Origin of the sequence: Natrinema salaciae, assembly GCF_900110865.1 — an archaeon.
Taxonomy (GTDB): domain Archaea; phylum Halobacteriota; class Halobacteria; order Halobacteriales; family Natrialbaceae; genus Natrinema; species Natrinema salaciae.
On record NZ_FOFD01000003.1, the window covers coordinates 43,461 to 64,155 of the forward strand.

The window sequence follows — 20,695 nt, forward strand, 5'->3', positions numbered from 1 at the left end:
CCACCGGATCTGACAGCAGTCTATCTAGTTTATACCCCGACCCGTCGTACGGAGCGCTACACTACGTGTTGGTTCCGAGGATGAACGCACAACGTACGGATCAGTTCCGATGGACGTCCGCAGATGGGTCGTCGCCGAAAGCACCACACGTCGCTTCGATGACCTGGCGCGATGGGCTGTTCGTCCACTGGCCGGTCGAACCAGACGAACTCCGTCCGCACGTTCCCGGCCAGTTACGGCTCGAGACGCGGGACGGTCGGGCCTGGCTGAGCGTGGTCCCGTTCGTACTCACGAACGTCGGCCTCCGCGGGACGCCGTCGATCGCCAGACTGGCCTTTGCCGAGCTCACCGTTCGGACGTACGTCCGGTATCGCGGCGATCCGGGCCTGTTTTTCTTCAGTATCGACGTCGGGAGCTCGCTGGTCGCGGCGGCCGTCGGCCGGACGACGCGGTTGCCCGTCCACCACGCCCGGATGCGGGTCGGGGCGACGGAGGAGAACCACGTGGCCTTCAAAAGCGAACGAGAGGAGGCCGAGACGGCGAGCGACACCCCCGCCCGATTCGCCGCAGCCTACCAGCCGAACGGGGAGCCCTTCACCGCCGACCCGAACACGCTCGCGTACTGGCTGACCGCACGCCGACGGTTCTACGCGGCGACCGCGACTGGCATCCTGACCGGCGAGATCGCACACGATCCGTGGCCGCTCCAGCCGGCCACCGTGACCATCCACGAGAACACGATGCTCGAGGCCGAGGGCCTGCCGACGCCGGTCGGCGAGCCGATCGTCCACTACGCCGACGAACTGTCGATGACCGGGTCGGTGCCGCGCCGCATCAGGACCTGATCGGGTCTCGAGTCGGCTATCGGGGCGATCGTTCCGGGGGCGCACGCGACACTTCAGTCGAGACGGATCGTTAGATTTGTTAACTACAATCAAAAATAATATCTCTGCCTAATAACGATGTCAATGACACAATCGGGAGCGGCCGCCGACGGACGAAATTCGTTCATCTACGTCGTCGCGGCGTTAGCAGCGCTCAACGGGTTACTATTCGGGTTCGACACCGGCGTCATCTCCGGTGCGATGTTGTACATCCGAAAGACGTTCGAACTGACGACGGTGTTGGGCTACTCGATGAACGCCTCGGTCGTCGAGGGAATCGTCGTCAGCGGCGCGATGGTCGGCGCGATCGTCGGCGCGGCCCTCGGCGGTCGGCTCGCCGATCGGCTCGGTAGGCGACGGCTCATCCTCGTCGGTGCCGTCATCTTCTTCGTGGGGTCGCTCATCATGGCGATCGCACCGACCGTCGAGATACTGATCGTCGGCCGAATCGTGGACGGGGTCGGCGTAGGCTTCGCGTCGGTCGTCGGGCCGCTGTACATCTCGGAGATATCGCCGCCCGAGATCCGCGGCTCGCTGGTGTCGTTGAACCAGCTGACGATCACCAGCGGCATCCTCATCGCCTATCTGGTGAACTACGCGTTTTCGGCCGGCGGCGAGTGGCGCTGGATGCTCGGCCTCGGAATGGTTCCCGCGGCCGTTCTGTTCGTTGGAATGCTGTTCATGCCGGAGAGTCCGCGGTGGCTCTACGAACAGGGACGCGAGGCGGACGCTCGCGAGGTACTGGCACGTACCCGCGTCGAGAGTCACGTCCAGAGCGAACTGCGCGAAATCAAAGAGACGATACACACCGAGTCCGGGACGCTCCGGGATCTGTTCGAACCGTGGGTGCGGCCGATGCTGATCGTCGGCGTCGGACTGGCGGCGTTCCAGCAGGTCACCGGCATCAACACGGTCATGTACTACGCGCCGACGATCCTCGAGTCGACCGGCTTCGCGGACACCGCCTCAATCCTCGCGACCGTCGGGATCGGTGCCGTCAACGTCGCAATGACCGTCGTCGCAGTGGTGTTGATGGACCGTTCCGGCCGCCGTCCGTTGTTGCTCACTGGACTGGCCGGGATGACCGTCATGCTCGCCGTCCTCGGCTTCGTGTTCTACCTGCCCGGCCTCTCGGGTGCGATCGGCTGGGTCGCGACCGGGAGTCTGATGCTGTACGTCGCGTTCTTCGCGATCGGGCTCGGCCCGGTCTTCTGGCTGCTGATCGCCGAGATCTACCCCATGGAGGTCCGCGGGACGGCGATGGGCGTCGTCACCGTCGTCAACTGGGCCGGCAACCTGGTCGTCTCGCTGACCTTCCTCCGGCTGGTCGAGGGGATCGGCCAGACGGGAACGTTCTGGCTCTACGGCGCACTCTCGCTGCTCGCGCTGGTCTTTTGTTATCAGCTCGTCCCCGAAACGAAGGGACGGTCGCTCGAGGAGATCGAAGCCGATCTCCGCGAAACGGCGTTCGGCAGCGACACCAGCGACCGGTCTTCCGTCGTCGAGACGGACGATTAACGGTCGAGACGGACACACTACTCCGGTTTCACCAGCTCGAATGGGGGCCCGAGGGTCGGCACGGGTCGCCGGACGGCGGTCAGAATCGTTACTGGTCGGTATCGATCAACCCGAAGTCGTATCCTGAATCGGTCGCGCGGGCGTTCTCGTAGACCACGCGGGCGGCCGCGACGTCCTGAATCGCGAGTCCGGTCGAGTCGAAGACCGTGATACCGGTCTCGTCGGTTCGACCGTCCGCCGCACCGACGACGAGTTCGCCGATCTCGCCGTGGATGTCCGCATCGGTCAGGACCCCCTCACCGTAGGGGACGTTGATCTCACCCGAGTGGGTACACTGCTCGTGGTCGTCGATGACGATCCGCGCCGACTGCAGGAGTTCGTCGCTCAGTTCGTGTTTCCCCTCCGCGTCGGCACCGATGGCGTTGACGTGCGTGTGCTCGCCGACGTCCTCGAGTCCGACGATCGGGTCCTCGACGGGCGTCACGGTCGAGAGCACGTCGCAGTTCCCGGCCGCCGCGATGGAACCGCTCCGGACGTCGAAGCGGCCCTCGTAGGCCGCCACGAACTCCTGGACGCGTTCCTCGTCGGGGTCCGAGACGACGACCTCCTCGATCGGCCGCACCTCGCTGATCGCATCGAGTTGCGTGTACGACTGGACGCCGGCCCCGACGATGCCGAGGCTCGAGGCGTCGTCGACGGCGAGGTAGTCGGTAGCGACCGCGGCCGCCGCACCGGTTCGTTTCATCGTGAGCGTCGTCCCGTCCATGATCGCGAGCGGGAATGCGGTCTCGGGATCGGAGTAGATCATCGTCCCCAGTACCGTCGGCAGGTCGTGCTTGGCGGGGTTGTCGGGGTGGACGTTGACCCACTTCAGCCCGGCCGCGTCCCACTCGTCGGTCTCGAGGTAGGCGGGCATCGACCGGAAGTCCCCGTTGTACTGAGGCAGGTCGATGTAGGATTTCGCCGGCATTTGAGTGTCCCCGCGCTCGAAGGCCGCGAAGGCCTGTTCGACGGCCTCGATGACGTCGGCCAATCGTGCGAACTCGTCGACGTCATCGCTGTCTAACAGAAGCGTGTTCATATCCGCGAATATTGCGGGAACCTACTTAATTCGTCAACATCCGGTTCCGAGAGCGAGGCCGCCCGCCGTCAGGCGCTCGCCCGGAACAGGACGACGCCGGTCCGGTACGATGCCAGTCGTTCCCGGTCCGCGGACTCGAACCGGAACGCGAACGCGTCCTCGAGGGCGGCCGGCGCGTCCGACAGCACGGTTCTGATCTCCCGACGACGGTCGGTCGGAACGTCCATGCGGTCGAGCCAGGCGTCGACCTCGAGTCGCCGACTCGTCTCGTGGACCGCATCGACCGTCAGTCCGGTTTCCGCGAGCCACCCGCGCCACCGGTCTCGGGAGTAGGTCTCGACGTGTCCCGGATCGCGAAGCCGCTCGAGTCGATTGACGTACGCCGCGAGCTCGGGGTCGGCCGGGACACAGAGGTCCTCGAGCGCGAGGACGCCGCCCGGCGCGAGAACCCGCTCGACCTCGGCGAGGAACGCCGCCGGATCCGGAAAGTGGTGCGCGGCGAATCGGCACGTAACTGCGTCGAACCGATCCGACGCGAACGGCAGTCGCTCAGCGTCGACCACGACACCCTCGAGGCCGTCGTACACGTCCGTCGCCGTCCGCACCATCGCCGGGGAGAGATCAGCCGCGACGACCCTCGAGACATCCGTTTCGGCGAGCGAACCGGCGACGTGCCCCCCGCCAGTCGCCACGTCGAGCGCTCGCGTCGCGTCGCTACACCAGTCGACGAGTCGCTCGAGGTCGGCACCCTCCTTGAGGACGGCACCGTCCCGGTAGCCGTCCGCGGCGTCGCCGAAGGCGGTCGCGACGTCCCGTTTTCTGTCGGTGTCGTTCGTCACGGCCACCTCTTGTATCGAAAAATACGTGAACGTTGGGGGCAGTTACGTGCGATCGTCGACTCGAGGCGGTCCCGACGGGAGCGAGACCGGTACTGGTGATACCGCTCGAGGGTCGAAGTGCGAGAACGGGTCGGGAGCGCCGACGAAAGAGTGGAAATGGGCCGACTCGACGGGATCGAGACGGGCTATTCGAAACGGTGGTACGGCACGAACGACGCCCTCGAGTCGCCTCTCGGCGAGCGAGCGGTTCGGAGAACCCGAGCGACGCCGTTCACCGAGCGCACGGCGCTCGGGCCGACGAGCGACCCGCGGGAGCGAGGAGTGCTTTTATACTAAATTTTGCCGAGGGCCGCCTTCGGCGGCCCGTAGAGCAAAATTTAGGCTTACATCATGCCGCCCATACCGCCGCCCATGCCGCCCATGCCGCCGCCCATGCCACCGGGGCCGCCGGCAGGCATGTCCTCGTCGTCGTCATCGTGGGAGACCGCGAGGTCGCCCGCGGCGATGACGTCGTCGATGCGCAGCAGCATGACGGCCGCCTCGGTGGCGGACTCGATGGCCTGGGTCTTGACGCGGAGCGGCTCGTAGACGCCCTCGGCGTCCATGTCGATGACGTCGCCGGTGTAGGCGTCCAGTCCGGCGGCCGTGTCGCCGCCGTCGTGGGCGCTGCGGAGTTCGACCAGCGAGTCGATGGGGTCTAGCCCGGCGTTCTCGGCCAGCGTGCGCGGGATGACCTCGAGCGCGTCGGCGAATGCCTCGACGGCGAGCTGTTCGCGGCCGCCGACGGAGTCGGCGTAGTCGCGCAGCGCGAGCGAGAGGTCGATCTCGGGTGCGCCGCCACCGGCGAGGACTTTCCCGTCCTCGAGGGTCGTCCGCACCACGCCGAGGGAGTCCTCGATGGCGCGGTCGATCTCGTCGATGACGTGCTCGGTGCCGCCGCGGAGGATCAGGGTGACGGCCTGCGCGTCGTCGACGTCCTCGACGAAGATGCGCTGGTCGCCGGCGATCTCCTTCTGGGCGACGCTGCCGGCCGCGCCCAGATCGTCCTCGGTCAGGTCGTCGACCGTCGAAACGGGCGAGGCACCGGTCGCACGAGCGAGCTGCGCCTGGTCGCTGGACTTGACGCGGCGGACGGCGATGATGCCCTCCTGTGCGAGGTAGTGCTGGGCCATGTCGTCGATGCCGCCGTCGACGAAGACGACGTCAGCGCCGACGTCGGCGATCTGCTCGGCCATCTCGCGGAGCTGCTGTTCCTCCTGTTCGAGGAACTGCTCGAGCTGATCGGGATCGGTGACGTTGACCTCGGCGTCGATCTCGGTCTCCTTGATCTCGAGGTCGCCGTTGATGATCGCGACTTCGGCGTCCTCGGCAAAGTACGGCATGTTCTCGGAGACGCGCTCCTTGTCGACGATGACGCCCTCGACGAGCTCGGAGTTCTCGACCGAGCCGCCGACGACCTTCTCGACTTTGATGTTGTCCGTGTCGACGCCGTCGTCGTCGGCGACCGCGCGAACGGCCTCGACGACGAGTCCGGAGAGCAGGTCCTTGGCGTTCTCCGCGCCCTTGCCGGTCATCGCCGTCGCGGCGATCTGCTCGAGGACCTCGGTGTCGTCCTCGCTGACGTCGATGGCGATCTCCTCGAGCGCCGCGGTCGCTTCCTCGGCGGCCTCTCGGTACCCCTGCGCGAGGGTGGTCGCGTGGATGTCCTGGTCCAGCAGGTCCTCTGCCTGGCTGAGGAGTTCGCCGGCGACGACGACGGCGCTCGTGGTGCCGTCACCGACTTCCTCTTCCTGCGTCTCGGCAACTTCGACGATCATGTCGGCCGCGGGATGGTCGATCTCCATCTCCGAGAGCAGGGTGACACCGTCGTTCGTGACGATGACGTTGCCCGACGAGTCGACGAGCATCTTGTCCATCCCCTTGGGGCCGAGCGTCGTCCGAACCGACTCGGCGACGGCCTTCCCGGCCTGTACGTTCATCGACTGCGCGTCCTCCCCGGAGGTGCGCTGGCTGTCCTCCGAGAGTACGATAAGGGGCTGGTTGCCCATCTGCTGTTGAGCCATAGTCACTCGAAGGATTGATTGTGATTCTATATAAGTATTTCCCTATCTAACGGAGAGGTGCGCTCGAGGTGGCCCCTGTCTTGCGTTTTCGATCCGATGGTCGATCGGGTATATATGATTGCACTGCGTGAGAAACGCCGAATAGACGGCGCATCGCTGGAGATTCTGGCGAGACGCGGAGAGCGATAGAAAAGCGGTTCGGACGACTGCCTCCCGCGAAGGGTATCGGAGAGCGGCGGACCGTGGACTCGAGGCCGTCGGTCGCGGTCAGGACTGGCCGCCGGGGAACCGGTGGTACTCCATGCCCTGATGTTTCATCTCGTTGTGCTTCTCCTCGAGGAAGGAGTAGACCGCGCCGTGGGGGGCCCCGTCGAGGAGCATCTCGGCGGCGCTGCGAACCGCGTCGACCTCCTGTGGCGCGCCGATGATCCCGAGCGTCGAGCCGTAGATGACGACGTCGGCACCGGTCAACTCCTCCATGAGTTCGCGCGTCCGGCCGCCCTCGCCGATGAGCCGGCCCTTCTTGCGTTTCATGTCGTTCGTGTTCCGCGCGGCGGCGTCGATGTCGACGACGTCGAACAACATCATGTCGTCCTCGAGCAGCCGCAGCGCGTCCTCGGGCGCGAAGCCGCGGCCGATCGCGCGCACGATCTCGGGGCCTTTGAGGCCGAGCACGGGGTCGCCGACGGTTTCGACGGCGACGGAACCGTTCTCCGAGTCGATGTCGAGTCGCACTTCGGCCTCCGCCTCGATCTCGCGCATCGTCTCGCCCCCTTCACCGATGAGAACGCCGATGCGGTCCTGCGGAATCTTCACGTGCTGCATACTGCCCGGTACTGGCTGGGCGAGGTTAAGCGCTTGGTCCGCGAGCACCGGGTGAGTCGTGGCACCGACGGACGCGGACGCGGACGCGGACGCGGCCGTCTACAGCGGCGGCGGTGACCGACCGAAGTCGCGGCGGGACGGCTCTCGTTATACGTCACGCTCGAGCGTACTGCGGAGTATGACACCCGAACCGGTGTACGACATGGTCATGTGAACGTCGCTCCCGGCGGGATCGACCCGCCCGAGCGAGCGTCGGGTCGGCTACTCGAGAACGGAGCGAAACCGTACCGACTCGGTGCGCGTGTCGAGGATCGCCACGGTCCGGTCCGCCTCGGACTTCGCCAGGAAGTGCGCACCGGGATTGAGCACCGTCGTCCGACCGTCCTCCGAGAGTTCCCGCTCGTGGTGGTGGCCGTAACAGACGAAATCGTACGTCTCGCCCGCAGCGATCGCCTCGACCTCGGCCCGACTCTCCCCGTGGAGGGCCGCGATCGAGAGGCCGTCGAACTCGAGGTCGGCGAACCGACCGTGGAGCCGACTCTCGCCGCCCAGCGAGTCGAACGCGGCCTGCAGGTTCGCCGCGTCGCCGTCGTTGTTCCCGAGGACCCCGTGGAGTTCGAACTCGTCGAAGGAGGGAACGATCAGCGGCGCGACGAAGTCCCCGCAGTGGACGACGATTTCGACACCCTCCTCCCGAAAGATCTCGGTCGCGCGCTCGGTCGCCTCGGCGTTGTCGTGCGTATCTGAAACGATGCCAATGTTCATACACGTTCCCGCGAGGGCGATCCACTAAGGCGTTCGGGGAACGCCGATTCGGGAGGACTGGGCGATCGAACGGCTACCGCTCGAGCGGCGATGGGACGCCCGCTCGCTCGAGCGCCCGTCGCCGCTCCCGCTCGGGCAACCGGAAGGGCTCGAGTTCGGCCTCGAGCGACCCCAGTTCCCCGCGCCGGTGCTGGTGTTCCGAGAGGAACTCGGTAATCCGATCGATGGCGATCTCCTTCAACTCGCCGCTGAGGAGCTCGCCCGATCGATAGTCGGCCGCGATGCGCTCGAGGGCGGCGTCGTCGGGTTCGAAGAAGTATCGGAGGTACTGGAAGGGAACGTCGACGGTCGGATCACCGCCGTTCTCGCGGTGATCCGCGAGGGTCGCCCGGCCACCGGTGTACGCGTGCGTTCGGATCGTCTCGGCGACCGTTTCGGGGTCCGCGGTGAGTTCGATCGACGGCGCGTCGCCGGAGGAACTCATCTTCCCCGGACCCTCGAGACTCGGGAGGAACCGACCGAGCAGTGCGCCCGGTTTTTCCACTGGAAGCGCCTCCCTCGCGGCGACGTCGCGACAGACGCGGACGTGCGGGTCCTGATCGACGGCGATGGGGACCAGCGTCGGCTGGCGGCCCGCAACGAGTTGCGGGAGCAGGAGGTGGGTCGCCTGCACGGCTGGATAAAACTGCAGACCGACGGTATCCTGATCGCCGTAAACGGCGTCGACCGTGGCCGGCGTGAGGTGCTTCGCGAGGCGAACCGCGATCGGGTAGATCACGTCCGCGTCGGCGGTGTCGACGACGATTTGCGTCCGGTCGGGATCGAAACCGACGGCGAGGATGTCCCGCAGGTTGTCCCGCGTGTGCTCGCCGATGGCGTCGAACGACTGGTCCTTCGCGAGGAACTTCTCGTCGTCGGAGAGTGGGAGATACACCGTCGCTCCCGTCACCCGCTGGAACCGCTTCGCGAGGTACAGCGGGAGGACGTGCCCCAGATGCATCGGTCCCGAGGGGCCGCGACCGGTGACGATCGCGTGCGGATCGCCGGCCGCAGCGGCCTCGAGATACCGGTCGACGTCACGTCCCGCGTAGAACGTTCGGCGACGGAGCAGCGGGTGGTCGGGGAAGCGAGCGATCTGCCCGTCGGTCAGCGGATCGGCCCCGAACCGCTCGAGGAGTTTCTCGTAGTCGATCTCCCCCTCGACGGCGGCGGGAGTGACGGTAAACTGGCCGGCGGACGGATTCGATTCGGTACGAGCGGTGCTGTCTGTGGGTTCGTTTGGCTCTGTCATTTGTGTTGGTCGGGTGCAGCGGCGAGGGGACGATTCGGACGAAAACGAGCGGAGGGAGCATCCGTCGCCGCAGTCGACGGGTTAGGCCGCGTCGCCCGCCGCGACGACACTGTCCGCTCTCGAGGGGGCTTTCCAGCGCCACTGCCAACCGAGAGCGGCCGTCACTATCGCGTTCTTTTCAACCGACGGTAAAGAAGATGTCGGCGGGCTGTCGCCGCGTCGAATCACTCCCGGGACGGATCCGGCTCCGGGCTCGTGACGAACTCGAGGAGGTCGTCCTCGGTCACCTCGAGCCCCTGCCGGGAGAAGAAGCCGGCGACGTTCCGGCAGTCCCGCTCCAGGAAACTGCGGCTGTTGGGGTGGTGCACCGTGACGGCCTGCCCGAGGTCGATGACCACCAGTTGTCCCTCGGTCTCGTCGAAGACGACGTTGTACTCGCTCAGATCGCCGTGGATCAGGCCCGCCGAGTAGAGCCGGCGCATGTACTCGCGCATGACCTCGTAGGCGGTCCGTGGGTTCTCGATCTGGACCTCGCCGAGTCGCTTCGCGCGGCCGTCCTCGGTGCCGATGTACTCCATGACCAGGACGTTGCGCTCGGTGGCGATCGGTTCGGGAACGCGGACGCCCGCCACCTTCGCCCGTCGGAGGTTCGCCAGTTCCTTCTTCGTCCACGCGAGGACGACGTCTTTCTTCTTCCCGCCCAGCCCCTCGAATCGAGGGTCGCCCTCGAGGTACTCGCGCATCTGCTGGAAGTTCGAGGCGTTGATCCGGTAGATCTTGACCGCGACCTCGCGGTCGTCGCCCAGCGCGTGATAGACGTTGGCCTCCTTGCCCGTCGAGAGCGGTCCCCCGAAGGCCTCGACGTGACCGTCCTGGACGAGCTTGTACAGCGCCGCGAAGGTCGCGTCGTCGAACACCGACTGCTCGACCTTGAACTGGTCGGCGTCCTTGATTCGCTCCTCGAACTGCTCGAACTCGCGGTCGCGCTTGCGGGCGATCCGGTCCGCTTCCGTATCCGAAACGTCGATCTCCTCCCACTCGTCACCCGGCGTCTCCGCTTCGTCGAGGTCGACCAGCCCGAACTCCGTTCCCTGTCCCATCTGTACGCGTCTACGGGTCGGGAGCGGGTAAATACTGGGTATCGTTCTCCCCTCGATCCACATCGACTCGGCCGGCGTCGCCCATCGCACCCGCTCGAGGGCGGCCCGCGCCACGCTTTTCTCGCTGTCCGTCGTAGCCGTGGCCATGAGTGGCTCGAACGAGTACCGGCACCAGGCGACGGTGGCGATCGACCGATGACCCGCTACGACGTGACCCTCGAGTGGACCGACGGCCCGACCCGCACGGTCGCCGTCGCCGAGGACGAGACGGTACTCGAGGCGGCCCAGCGGGCGGGCGTTCGGTTGCCGTACGACTGCCGAGAGGGAACCTGCATCACCTGCGTGGGCCGGCTCCTCGCGCTCGGGGACGGGAATGCCGAACCGGACGATAGTGGGACGGGGCAGCCGCCCGACGTCGCGGACGGATTTACGTACCGGCGACCGCCGCAGGCGCTGACGGACGAGGAGCGGGCGGACGGCTACGTCTTGCTGTGTATCGCCTCGCCGCGAGCCGACTGCCGTATCGAGGTCGGGCCGCGGGTACGCGCCGAGGTCGGCGACAGCCCGTGGGCGTAGCGTCCGTTCCTGCCACGGCACCCGGACCAGATTTATCTACGTGTTCGTCGTCGGGGTACCTATGAGTGATGCTAGCACAGGCAGCGACGCGGAACCGGACCACGACCACGAACACCACCACGAAGGACCCGGGTACGCGACGCCCCAGGCCGCCATCGAGGAGGGCGGACGAGAGAAACTGGCCTACGTGATGAGCCTCTACGTTGGCACGGACGTCGACGCGCCGGACTTCGTCGCGGTCGTCGACCTCGATCCGGAGTCGGACACCTACTGCGAAATCGTCGACCGCATCGAACTGCCGAATCGCGGGGACGAACTCCACCACTTCGGCTGGAACGCCTGCTCGTCGTCGTGTCACATGGAGGGACTCGAGCGCCGGCACTTGATCGTTCCCGGGCAGCGCTCCTCGCGAATCCACGTGATCGACGCGCAAGATCGGCGAAATCCCGAACTCGAGACGGTGATCGAACCCGAGGAGGTCTTCGAGTACGACCTCTCCGCCCCGCACACCGTCCACTGCATTCCGGACGGGGAGATCCTGATCAGCATGCTCGGCGACGCCGACGGCGAGCTGCCGGGCGGCTTCCTCGAGCTGAACGAAAACTTCGAGATCGAGGGGCGCTGGGAACCGCCGGGCGAGATCGAGATGAACTACGACTACTGGTACCAGCCCCGCCAGAACGTGATGGTCTCCAGCGAGTGGGCCGCCCCCAAGACGTACTATCCAGGGTTCGACCTCGAGGACGTCGAGGCTGGCAACTACGGCCGGAAACTGCACTTCTGGGACTGGGAGGACGGCACCGTCGAGCAGACGATCGACCTCGGCGAGGAGGGACTGATTCCGCTGGAGGTGCGATTCCTCCACACGCCCGAATCGACCCACGGCTTCGTCGGGGCCGCGCTCTCGTCGAACATATTCCACTTCTGGCACGACGAGAACGCGAACGGTGGACAGGGGGCGTACCGCGCCGAGAAAGTGATCGACTTCGAGAGCCGGGAGCACCCCGACTGGGATATGCCCGTTCCGGGCCTGACGACCGACATCCTGATCTCGATGGACGATCGGTACCTGTTCGGTTCGAACTGGCTCCACGGCGACCTCTGGATGTACGACATCTCGGACCCGGCGAACCCGCGACGGGCCGACTCGCTCTCGGTCGGCGGTACCTTCGGCGAGGTGCAGGAGGTCCAGGGCCGCGAACTGAACGCCGGGCCACAGATGATCCAGCTCTCCCTCGACGGCGAGCGCCTCTACTGGACCACCTCGCTGTTTTCCTCGTGGGACGAACAGTTCTACCCCGAGGAGGGCGAGCAGGGCTCGGTGATGCTGAAAGCCGACGTCGATCCTCGAGCGGGGACGCTCGAGCTCGACGAGGACTTCCTCGTCGACTGGGGGGAGTGCCCGGCGGGACCGGCCCGCGCCCACGAGATCCGATGGCCCGACGGCGACTGCACGAGCGACGTCTGGCAGTGAGCAGCAACCCAACCGGGGCCCGGTCGCGCACATGACGAGCCACGACGTGACCCTCGAGTGGCCCGACGGCCGGGCGCGAACGATCGCGGTTCGCGAGGACGAGACGGTCATCGAAGCGGCCGAACGGACCGATACCGCCCTTCCGTATGGCTGTCTGACCGGTGCCTGCGGAACCTGTACCGGGCGGCTGCTCTCGGCCGACGCGACCGAGCCGATGGACGGCGAGGCCGACGGGGCAGGCTCGGACGGAAAGCGCGGTGCGGGGGCGATCGCGGTCGACGCCGCCTTCGCGTATCGTCGTCGACCGAGAGCCCTGAAGGACCGCCACCGGAAGGACGGCTACGTGCTGCTGTGTATCGCCTCGCCGCGGACCGACTGTCGGGTCGCCGTGGGCTCGAGCGTCCACACCGAACTGGTGGAGAATCCGTGGAAGTGACGTCTCGAAGGGGGTCGAAACGGCTCCACGCGCCCGCGGTCAGTAAGGTTAACGGGGGCGAACGGCTATCCTCGGACAATGCCAGTCGCCGACGAGAACGCGGACGAGGACAACCCGTATCTGCGGGATCCGCCGACCGATTTCGAGCCGGTCGAGGAGCTTTCCGAGGCCGAAGCCGAACGGCGCGTCGAGCAGCTCCGGGCGGCCATCCGCGAGCACGACCGCCGGTACTACGTCGAGAGCGAGCCCGTCATCGCCGACCGGACCTACGACGCGCTCTTCGCCCGGCTGCGCGAACTCGAGGACGCCTTCGAGCTCACCCATCCCGACAGCCCGACGCGGGCCGTCGGCGGCGAGCCGATCGAGGAGTTCGAGACGGTCGAACACGTTGCGCCGATGCTCTCGATCGACCAGAGCGGCGAGGTCGAAGACGTCCGCGAGTTCGCGGACCGGGTGCAGCGAGAAGTCGGCGACGTTCGGTACGTCTGTGAGCCCAAATTCGACGGCGTCTCGATGGAGTTCGTCTACGAGGACGGACGCCTCGAGCGGGCCGTCACGCGCGGCGACGGCCGCGAGGGCGACGACGTCACCGCCAACGCCCGCACCATCGGCTCCGTGCCCCAGAGACTCCACGGCGACTCCCCCGACTTCCTCGCGGTCCGCGGCGAGGTCTACATGCCGAAAGACGCCTTTCAGAAGCACAACCGCGAACGGATCGAGCGCGGCGAGGAGCCGTTCGCCAACCCCCGGAACGCGACCGCGGGGACGATCCGCCAGCTCGACCCCGCCGTCGTCGCCGACCGCCCCCTCGACGTGTTCTTCTTCGACGTGCTCGAGGCCAGCGACCTCGAGGACAGCCACCGCGCGGAACTCGAGCGGTTCCCCGACTGGGGCCTCCGAGTGAACGACCGCGTCGAGGTCGTCGGCGAAAGCGCGGACTGGAGTTCCGCGGCCGAGTCGAGCGGCGACGAGTCGCGCGACCCGATCGACGGCGCGATCGACTACCGCGACCGGCTGCTCGAGGTCCGCGACGACCTGGACTACGAGATCGACGGTGTCGTGATCAAGGTCGACGACCGCGAGGCCCGGGAGGAACTCGGGCGGACGGCGCGCCACGATCGCTGGGCGTTCGCTTACAAGTTCCCGGCGCGCGCGGAGGTGACGCCCATCGTCGACGTCGCGGTTCAGGTCGGTCGGACGGGACGGCTGACGCCCGTCGCCCTGCTCGAGCCGGTCGACGTCGGCGGCGTCACCGTCTCGCGGGCGAGCCTGCACAATCCCGAGGAGATCGCCGCGAAGAACGTCAACGTCGGCGACACGGTCCGCGTCCAGCGCGCGGGCGACGTGATCCCCTACGTCGAGGAGGTCGTCGAGAAGAACAGCGAGGGCCACTACGACCTCCCCGACGCCTGCCCCGTCTGCGACAGCCCGGTCGAGCGCGACGGGCCGATGGCGTTCTGTACCGGCGGCCTCGGCTGCGACGCCCAACTCCGGCGGTCGATCGAGTACTACGCGGGCGACGACGGCCTCGATCTCGAGGGGCTCGGCGAGGAGAGCGTCCGTCAGCTCGTCGACGCCGACCTGCTCGCGTCCGTCGCGGACCTGTACGAACTCGACCGCGCGGATCTCACCGACCTCGAGGGGTGGGGCGAGACCAGCGCCGCGAACCTGCTCGCGGAGATCGAGGCCAGCCGCGAGCCGCCCCTCCCGGCGTTCCTCTCGGCGCTGGGCGTCCCCCACGTCGGCCCGACGACGGCCCGCGAACTCGCCCGCGAGTTCGGCACGTTCGAGGCGTTCCGCGAGGCCGCCGAAGCCGACCCCGAGCGACTCGAGGGCGTCGACGACGTCGGGGAAACGGTCGCCGAGACGATCCACGAGTTCTTCACCAGCGAGGCCAACGCCGAGGTGGTCGACGACGTCCTCGAACACGTCACCCCACAGCACGTCGAGATGGACACCGGCGACGAGCTCGAGGGACTCACGTTCGTCTTCACCGGGTCGCTCGAGGGGCTGACCAGAGGCGACGCGCAGGAACTCGTCGAGGCCCACGGTGCGAACGCGACGAGCAGCGTCTCGGGGAACACGGACTACCTCGTCGCCGGCGACGACCCGGGTGCGACGAAACGGGCGGACGCCGAGGACAACGACGTGCCGATCGTCGACGAGGACGCGTTCGACGCGTTGCTCGAGGAGCGCGGTATCGATTCGGACTGAGTATCGCCGTTCCGCCGACTCGAAAACCGAGCCGGAGCGGAGCCGGTCGATTACTTGATTCGAACGAGCCGCTCGTTCCAGCACTCCTGACAGGTCGTGCTGTTGCTCTCGTACGTACAGCCGCAGTTCGAGCAGCGATAGATCCGCTGTTCCGATTTCGTTCGATACAACCGTCCCAGGTACTTCTCGAGGAGCTTCACGTGGATCAGTAGCGTGCCAGCTACGGACTCGAGGAGTCAGCAATCAGGTATAAGCTTCGTGGCTAGTCTCGTTCAGATTACAGTACGGTCGGGGAGACGATCAGGATAATCGAACGGATAGTGACCGGAACCGACGCGACCTGACGGCCGACCGGGCGGTCGAACGAACGGGCGACTCGAGACGGCGACGGTCGGACTCACCCGCGACGAGCGAGAACTACGAAGATCGCGATCACGGCGACACCGACGCCGATAGCCGTCGGCACGAGCTGTCCCGACCCCCACTCCCAGCCGAAGACCTGCGTGCCAACGATCGCCACGAGGGCGACGGCCAGTCCGATCGCGGTGACGAGAGACGAATCTCGAGCGATGGAAAACGCCATACGGTACTGTCATATCCCCAACGTAATAACTGCTCGGGTGCGTTCCGGGTCGCGACTGACAGGCAGCCGTCGTTTCCTCCCGTCCCGCCACTGGCCTCGCGCCATGCCATCGTCGCTTCAAACGCCGTTACCGGTTCGCCGCCCACTCCTCGCGCGTAATGCTGTACCGGACGGAATCCCGCGGTTGCCCGTCGATAATGATATCGTTGCGAAGCCGCCCCTCTTTCCGCCCACCGAACCGATCGACGTATCGCTCGATGGCCCGCCGGGAGTTCTCGTTCGCCGGGTCGTGGGTGACCGTGACGACCTCGAGCTCGAGCCGGTCGAACGCGAGTTCCAGCAGCCGGCCGGCCCGCTCGCCCGAATAGCCGCGCCCCCAGAACGGCTTCCGGAACCAGACGCCCAGGATCGCCTGTCGACGGTCCCAGTGAGGATCCAGGCCAGCGAACCCGGCCAGCTCTCCCGCTCGGTCGCCGTCTTTCGGCCGGACGGCGTAGGTCGCCTTCTCGTTCGCCTCGAATCCGTCGCCGAACCGGTCGACCACGTCGAACGCCTCCTTCGGATGCTCGTAGGGGTCCCAGGTGACGTACTCCGTGATCTCGTCGATACCGGGCGCACCGGCGCGGACGTGCTCGTACAGTTCGAACGGATCGAAGTCGTCGGGATGGACGCGCTCGTACCGGAGCCGTTCGCTCTCCATCTCGACGGGAAAGAGTGACATACCACGGCATTCGTGTAAGGGAAAATGTATGCATTGGTCGAAGCGCGACGACGGCAGCGACCGTCGGCGGCGAACGCGAGATCCGCGAGCGCGTCTCGAGTCGGTTCCGGCCCGCTCGGATCAGCGGTCGGCGGGCAACCGGTCCGCGATCTCCCGCAACGCCGCCAGTCCCTGCACCTCACCGTCCCGCTCGGGGAGGGTCACGATCTCGCGGTCCGGAAACGTGTCGCGAATCTCCGCGACCCGCGTTACGTGGCGCTCGTGTCGTGACAGACAGCGCGGGCAGTCGTCCTCGGGGTCCTCGAAGACCCGATTGACGACGAGGCGATCGACCCGCACGTCGGCCTCGCGGAGCCGGTCGACGAGGCGTTCGGACTCGGCGATCGCCATTCCCTCGGGGAGCAACACGACGCGAAACGCCGTGCGCTCGGGGTCGGTCAGCAGGTCGCGAGCGCGCTCGAGGCGCGCTCGAAACGCGGCGAGGCTCTCGTCCTCGTCGTCACCGCCGCGGGTCATCATCGACATCGGTCCGAACACCGCCGTCCGCGCAGCGTTCCCGATCCGTTTCGCCTGCCCGCGAAGCGACTGGGCCGTCTCGAGGGCCAGTCCCATCACCTCCGGCGTGTCGAACAGTCGCAGGGTATGGCCGGTCGGCGCGGTGTCGAAGACGACGGTCTCCCACTCGCCCGAGTCGACGTACTCGACCAGCAGATCCAGCGCCGCGATCTCGTCGCTGCCGGCCGGCGCGCCCGTCGCGAAGAGCCGCTCGACCTCCTCGTTCGAGAGGCTGATCCCGGCGCTCCGGAGGTCGGCGGCCAGCGCCCGCGCCAGTTTCTCGTAGCGCTCCCGCTGACTCTCGGGGTCGATCTCGACCGCCCACAGGCGTCCCGATTCGTCCGGGTCGCTCTCGAGCGCCGAGCGGATCTCGAGTTCGGTCGGTTCGGAGCCGAGATCCGTCTCGAACGAGTCGGCCAGGGAGTGGGCCGGGTCGGTCGAGACGACGAGCGTCTCCCGACCGGCGGCGGCCAGCGAGAGCCCCGTCGCGGCCGCGCAGGTCGTCTTGCCGACGCCGCCCTTGCCGCCGTAGAAGATGCAGTCGGTCACGGACACGTGTACGACAGCGACGATAGTAAACGGCTACCCGGCAAACCGAGTCGAGACGCGGTCGGCAGCGCGCGGAAGCGGACGGCGGCCGGTCAGATGTCGACGCGATCGAACCGATAGAGCGCGACGGCGATCGGGATGGCGATCCAGAACAGCAAGATCAGGAACGAGAACCAGTCTTGCAGGTAGAACGGCAACTCACCGCCGAACATCTGTTCGTCGACCAGGGCCTGCTGCTCGAGCGCGTCGACGTTCGTGAGCAGGGTCAGGCCCCTGTTGTAGGCCTCGCCGGGATCGAGATTGAGGATGAAGTACGTCCAGTCCGCCGGCCGCGTCTGTGAGAACGACCGTCCCTGTATCTCTATCGTGTACGTGACGGTATCGAAGAAGAGGATGTCGCGCTGCCCGAGCAACATGAAGACGCGCTCGAGGCTGTTCCAGACGCCGTAGAACAGGACGAAGATGCCACCCATTGCGGCACCGGCCATGGTCGTCGAGCGCGTCAGCGACGAGAGCGCGACGGCGATGCTCGTGTAGGCGACGCCGTAGACGATCGACATCACGAGCAGTCCGACGTAGTCGGCGATACTGAAGCCGCCGAGCAACGCGGCGACGACGACGGCTGCGAGCGCGAACCCCACGGTCAGCGACAGCGACAGCACGGCAGACCGACCGAGCAGCTTTCCGAGCAACACGTCCGTTCGCGAGTGGGGCAGCGACAGGAGGATCTTGATGCTCCCGGACTCGCGTTCGCCCGCGATCGACTTCCAGCCCAGCACCAGCGCGATCAGCGGGACGACGAGTTTCGTAATTTGACTGACGAAGAGGACGAGCATGTCCGTCGTCGCCCCCTGTGCGGCGATATCCTCGCCGAAGTACGAGAGGGCGCCGGTCACGATGACGAGCAGCGCGAAGAAGAAGATGCTCAGCCCCCAGAACAGCCACGAGCGAACGGCGTCCTGAAAGTCCTTCTTCGCGACTGCGCGGACGCTCTCGGGGTTGATCGCGCTCGAGGGCGAGCCGCCGCCCGCCGAGTCGGTCGCGGTGCCCGTTTCGGTACTCATCGCGCGTGCACCTCCGCGTCCGTGGTGTACGACTGGAAGACGTCCTCGAGCGACGCCTCGGTCGTCTCGAAGTCGTTCACGTCGATGCCGCGGTCCTCGAGCGCGGAGAGGACGGCGGTCTTCGAGCCGTCGACCGCGACGACGACCGTCGGCGGGTTCTGGCCCTCGACGGTGACGTTGCCGACGTCGGGTAGCGACCGGACCGCCTGCAGGGCGTCGTCGTCGATCCGATCGACGGTGACGCGAAGCGTCGTGCCGCCCTCGACGGAGTCGCGCAGTCCCGCGACGGAGTCGACGGCGACCATCTGGCCGTCCCGAAGGATGCCGACGCGGTCGCAGACCGACTCGACTTGCTCCATGATGTGACTCGAGAAGAAGACGGTCGCGCCCCGCTCGTTCTCCTCGCGGACGATCTCGCGCATCTCGCGGGCACCGTTGGGATCGAGGCCGGTCGAGGGCTCGTCCAGAATGAGCAGGTCGGGCTCGCCGACCAGCGCCATCGCGAGCATGAGCCGCTGGGACATCCCCTTCGAGTAGCCGCCGGTCTTCTTGTCGATCGCGTCGGCCAGGCCGACGCGCTCGAGCAGGGCCTCGGGGTCCTCGTCGGCGTTTTTGGAGTCGATCGCGAACTCGAGGTGCTGGCGAGCGGTCAGGCGGTCGTAGGTCTCGACGCCCTCGGGCAGGACGCCGGTCCGTTTCCGGATGTCCCGGCTGTGTTGCTGGGCGTCCATTCCGAGGACGCTGACCTCGCCCGACGTCGGGCGGGCGAAATCGAGGATGATGTTGATCGTCGTCGACTTGCCGGCACCGTTCGGACCGAGGAAGCCGAACACCTCGCCCTCTTCGACCCGAAACGAGAGGTCCTCGAGCGCGAGGGTCTGACCGAACGACTTGGTCAGATCGTCGACCGTAATAGCGGGCATGTCCGTGTGCTCGCAGCGTTTCCCGATAAGGGTTGTGACATGCACAGTACAGCTGCACGGTACGGCTGTACCCATCGATTGATGTACGCTGCATGCCGACGAACGCGTTATTTCGATCTACCGACGGTCGAAGAAATGGGTGCCTAGATCGGCTCGTCGGGCTCGTACCGCTCGGCAGTTCTATCGACCTCGTCGGCGTACCGCTCGCGGGTCTCCTCGTCCGGAACCGGCTCGAGTTCGTCTTCGGGGATCTCCGTCGCGGCCGTTACCTCGGGGCCGGTCCGCAGCGCGGTCGAGGATCGCTGGCGCTGCTGGTAGCGCGAGCCGTCCGGCGTCGCGTAGACGAGCGTGACGAAGTCCCGATCCCCGACCTCCCGTTCGACGAGCCAGCACCGTACCGTCGACTCACTCATACGCGGGCGTTCGGAACCGATCACCGAGAAAGTACCGAGTCGCATCGCTCCGGAAGGCACACCGTACTCGATCGAACGAGCCCCGACGTATTTGAGGGCGAGCGTCGGACCAGTGAGGGACGAACACTCATGGCCGACACCCGAAGCGAGCGCGTCGAGGAGTGGCGCGACCACGTCGACGAACTGTGCCACGACGGGGAGACCGTCGAACACCGTGCGGACCTCGAGGGCGCGACGGTCGTCGTCACGAACCAGCGCGTCATGGCGTTCACGCCCGACGCGGCGGGGCCGAATTTCCGCCACGTCGACCGGCCGAACGTCGGGACCGTTACCGTCGAGACGACCCACCGGCTGGGCCGTCTCTGTGCGGGATTTGTCGTCGCCTTCGTCGGCGTCGGACTCCTCGAGTTTGCGACGGACGTCAGCTTCGCGACGCTCGTGCCGGGCGTCGACCGCGACGGCAGCGGACCGATTCCGGAACCAAACGCCGCGACGCGCGTCGTCGAGACCGCGATCGAGGCCCTCGAAACGACGCTCCTGGTGCTGGAGTGGGGCGTCCTCGCGGCCGGCGTCGCCGCGCTCGCCGTCGCCGCTCTCCTCGCGATTTCCTACCTCCGGTCGCGCTCGCGGCGACTCGTGCTTCGGGTGACCGGCGGGGACGATCTCCCCCTCCCCGTCGGCAGCGCCGACCTCGAAACCGGGGCGGTTTCCGACCTCGAGCGCGCGATTCGACCGGGGACGGGGTCGGGGTCGGCGTCGACGCTCGAAGATCGCACGGCGGGTGAGGAGTTACGGCCCGGTGCCGAGGAGTCAGGCTGAAA

Annotated in this window: 20 protein-coding genes; 7 read left to right on the forward strand and 13 right to left on the reverse strand. The window is 66.9% G+C overall.

The window, feature by feature from the left end; all coding sequences use genetic code 11:
• The first annotated feature begins 80 nt into the window (after positions 1 to 80).
• Together BMX07_RS09750 and BMX07_RS09755 are read left to right on the forward strand one after the other, a co-directional pair.
• Complete coding sequence (locus BMX07_RS09750) at positions 81 to 845, forward strand: YqjF family protein (protein WP_090617308.1); 765 nt, start codon at positions 81 to 83, stop codon at positions 843 to 845.
• A 117-nt stretch (positions 846 to 962) separates the two neighbouring features.
• Entirely contained in the window at positions 963 to 2,402 is a 1,440-nt protein-coding gene (locus BMX07_RS09755; RefSeq protein WP_090617310.1) for a sugar porter family MFS transporter, read from the forward strand.
• Positions 2,403 to 2,490: 88 nt separating this feature from the next.
• Here BMX07_RS09755 and BMX07_RS09760 read toward each other — a convergent pair whose 3' ends face one another.
• The 7 genes from BMX07_RS09760 to rio1 all read right to left on the reverse strand — a co-directional run bounded on the left by BMX07_RS09760 (position 2,491) and on the right by rio1 (position 10,366).
• Entirely contained in the window at positions 2,491 to 3,483 is a 993-nt protein-coding gene (locus tag BMX07_RS09760; RefSeq protein ID WP_090617311.1) for an ornithine cyclodeaminase family protein, read from the reverse strand.
• A gap of 68 nt (positions 3,484 to 3,551) precedes the next feature.
• Complete coding sequence (locus BMX07_RS09765) at positions 3,552 to 4,322, reverse strand: class I SAM-dependent methyltransferase (RefSeq protein ID WP_090618401.1); 771 nt, start codon at positions 4,320 to 4,322, stop codon at positions 3,552 to 3,554.
• Between the two features lie 383 nt (positions 4,323 to 4,705).
• Positions 4,706 to 6,370 carry a thermosome subunit alpha gene (thsA, locus tag BMX07_RS09775; RefSeq protein ID WP_090617315.1) on the reverse strand — a complete coding sequence of 555 codons (1,665 nt, stop codon included), beginning with the start codon at positions 6,368 to 6,370 and terminating at the stop codon, positions 4,706 to 4,708.
• 282 nt (positions 6,371 to 6,652) lie between these two features.
• Positions 6,653 to 7,210, reverse strand: a complete 558-nt coding sequence (locus tag BMX07_RS09780) for a KH domain-containing protein (RefSeq protein ID WP_090617316.1) — start codon at positions 7,208 to 7,210, stop codon at positions 6,653 to 6,655.
• A gap of 261 nt (positions 7,211 to 7,471) precedes the next feature.
• Positions 7,472 to 7,975 (reverse strand): metallophosphoesterase, encoded by a 504-nt coding sequence (locus BMX07_RS09785; RefSeq protein WP_090617318.1) that lies wholly within the window; start codon positions 7,973 to 7,975, stop codon positions 7,472 to 7,474.
• Positions 7,976 to 8,048: 73 nt separating this feature from the next.
• Positions 8,049 to 9,266, reverse strand: a complete 1,218-nt coding sequence (locus BMX07_RS09790; RefSeq protein WP_090617319.1) for a tryptophan--tRNA ligase — start codon at positions 9,264 to 9,266, stop codon at positions 8,049 to 8,051.
• 224 nt (positions 9,267 to 9,490) lie between these two features.
• Positions 9,491 to 10,366, reverse strand: coding sequence for a serine/threonine-protein kinase Rio1 (gene rio1, locus BMX07_RS09795; protein WP_090618402.1), 876 nt, complete (start codon positions 10,364 to 10,366; stop codon positions 9,491 to 9,493).
• Between the two features lie 195 nt (positions 10,367 to 10,561).
• On the opposite strand from rio1, the gene BMX07_RS09800 reads away from it, so the two are divergent.
• The 4 genes from BMX07_RS09800 (at position 10,562) to ligA (ending at position 15,066) form a co-directional block, all read left to right on the forward strand.
• A complete protein-coding gene (locus BMX07_RS09800; RefSeq protein ID WP_090617321.1) occupies positions 10,562 to 10,942 on the forward strand; it encodes a 2Fe-2S iron-sulfur cluster-binding protein in 381 nt (126 codons plus the stop codon).
• A 61-nt stretch (positions 10,943 to 11,003) separates the two neighbouring features.
• The gene (locus BMX07_RS09805; RefSeq protein WP_090617322.1) at positions 11,004 to 12,416 is read left to right on the forward strand and encodes a selenium-binding protein SBP56-related protein; all 1,413 of its coding nucleotides are present in this window, start codon (positions 11,004 to 11,006) and stop codon (positions 12,414 to 12,416) included.
• A 31-nt stretch (positions 12,417 to 12,447) separates the two neighbouring features.
• Positions 12,448 to 12,852, forward strand: coding sequence for a 2Fe-2S iron-sulfur cluster-binding protein (locus BMX07_RS09810; protein WP_090617324.1), 405 nt, complete (start codon positions 12,448 to 12,450; stop codon positions 12,850 to 12,852).
• 78 nt (positions 12,853 to 12,930) lie between these two features.
• Positions 12,931 to 15,066 carry an NAD-dependent DNA ligase LigA gene (gene ligA / locus BMX07_RS09815; protein WP_090617325.1) on the forward strand — a complete coding sequence of 712 codons (2,136 nt, stop codon included), beginning with the start codon at positions 12,931 to 12,933 and terminating at the stop codon, positions 15,064 to 15,066.
• A gap of 397 nt (positions 15,067 to 15,463) precedes the next feature.
• On the opposite strand, the gene BMX07_RS09820 is transcribed toward ligA, so the two are convergent.
• The 6 genes from BMX07_RS09820 to BMX07_RS09845 form a co-directional block, all read right to left on the reverse strand.
• Complete coding sequence (locus BMX07_RS09820; protein ID WP_090617327.1) at positions 15,464 to 15,649, reverse strand: multidrug transporter; 186 nt, start codon at positions 15,647 to 15,649, stop codon at positions 15,464 to 15,466.
• Between the two features lie 127 nt (positions 15,650 to 15,776).
• On the reverse strand, positions 15,777 to 16,370 hold the full coding sequence (locus tag BMX07_RS09825) for a GNAT family N-acetyltransferase (RefSeq protein WP_090617328.1): 594 nt from the start codon (positions 16,368 to 16,370) through the stop codon (positions 15,777 to 15,779).
• A 120-nt stretch (positions 16,371 to 16,490) separates the two neighbouring features.
• Positions 16,491 to 17,474, reverse strand: coding sequence for an ArsA family ATPase (locus tag BMX07_RS09830; protein ID WP_090617330.1), 984 nt, complete (start codon positions 17,472 to 17,474; stop codon positions 16,491 to 16,493).
• A gap of 92 nt (positions 17,475 to 17,566) precedes the next feature.
• Entirely contained in the window at positions 17,567 to 18,538 is a 972-nt protein-coding gene (locus tag BMX07_RS09835; protein ID WP_090617331.1) for an ABC transporter permease, read from the reverse strand.
• Positions 18,535 to 19,461: an ABC transporter ATP-binding protein gene (locus BMX07_RS09840; RefSeq protein ID WP_090617333.1), complete on the reverse strand. Its 927-nt coding sequence runs from the start codon at positions 19,459 to 19,461 to the stop codon at positions 18,535 to 18,537. The genes BMX07_RS09835 and BMX07_RS09840 overlap by 4 nt, the downstream gene beginning before the upstream one ends.
• A gap of 143 nt (positions 19,462 to 19,604) precedes the next feature.
• On the reverse strand, positions 19,605 to 19,874 hold the full coding sequence (locus BMX07_RS09845) for a DUF7967 family protein (RefSeq protein ID WP_090618403.1): 270 nt from the start codon (positions 19,872 to 19,874) through the stop codon (positions 19,605 to 19,607).
• 129 nt (positions 19,875 to 20,003) lie between these two features.
• Between BMX07_RS09845 and BMX07_RS09850 the strand changes: the two genes are divergently transcribed.
• A complete protein-coding gene (locus tag BMX07_RS09850) occupies positions 20,004 to 20,693 on the forward strand; it encodes a hypothetical protein (protein ID WP_090617335.1) in 690 nt (229 codons plus the stop codon).
• Positions 20,694 to 20,695: the final 2 nt, after the last annotated feature.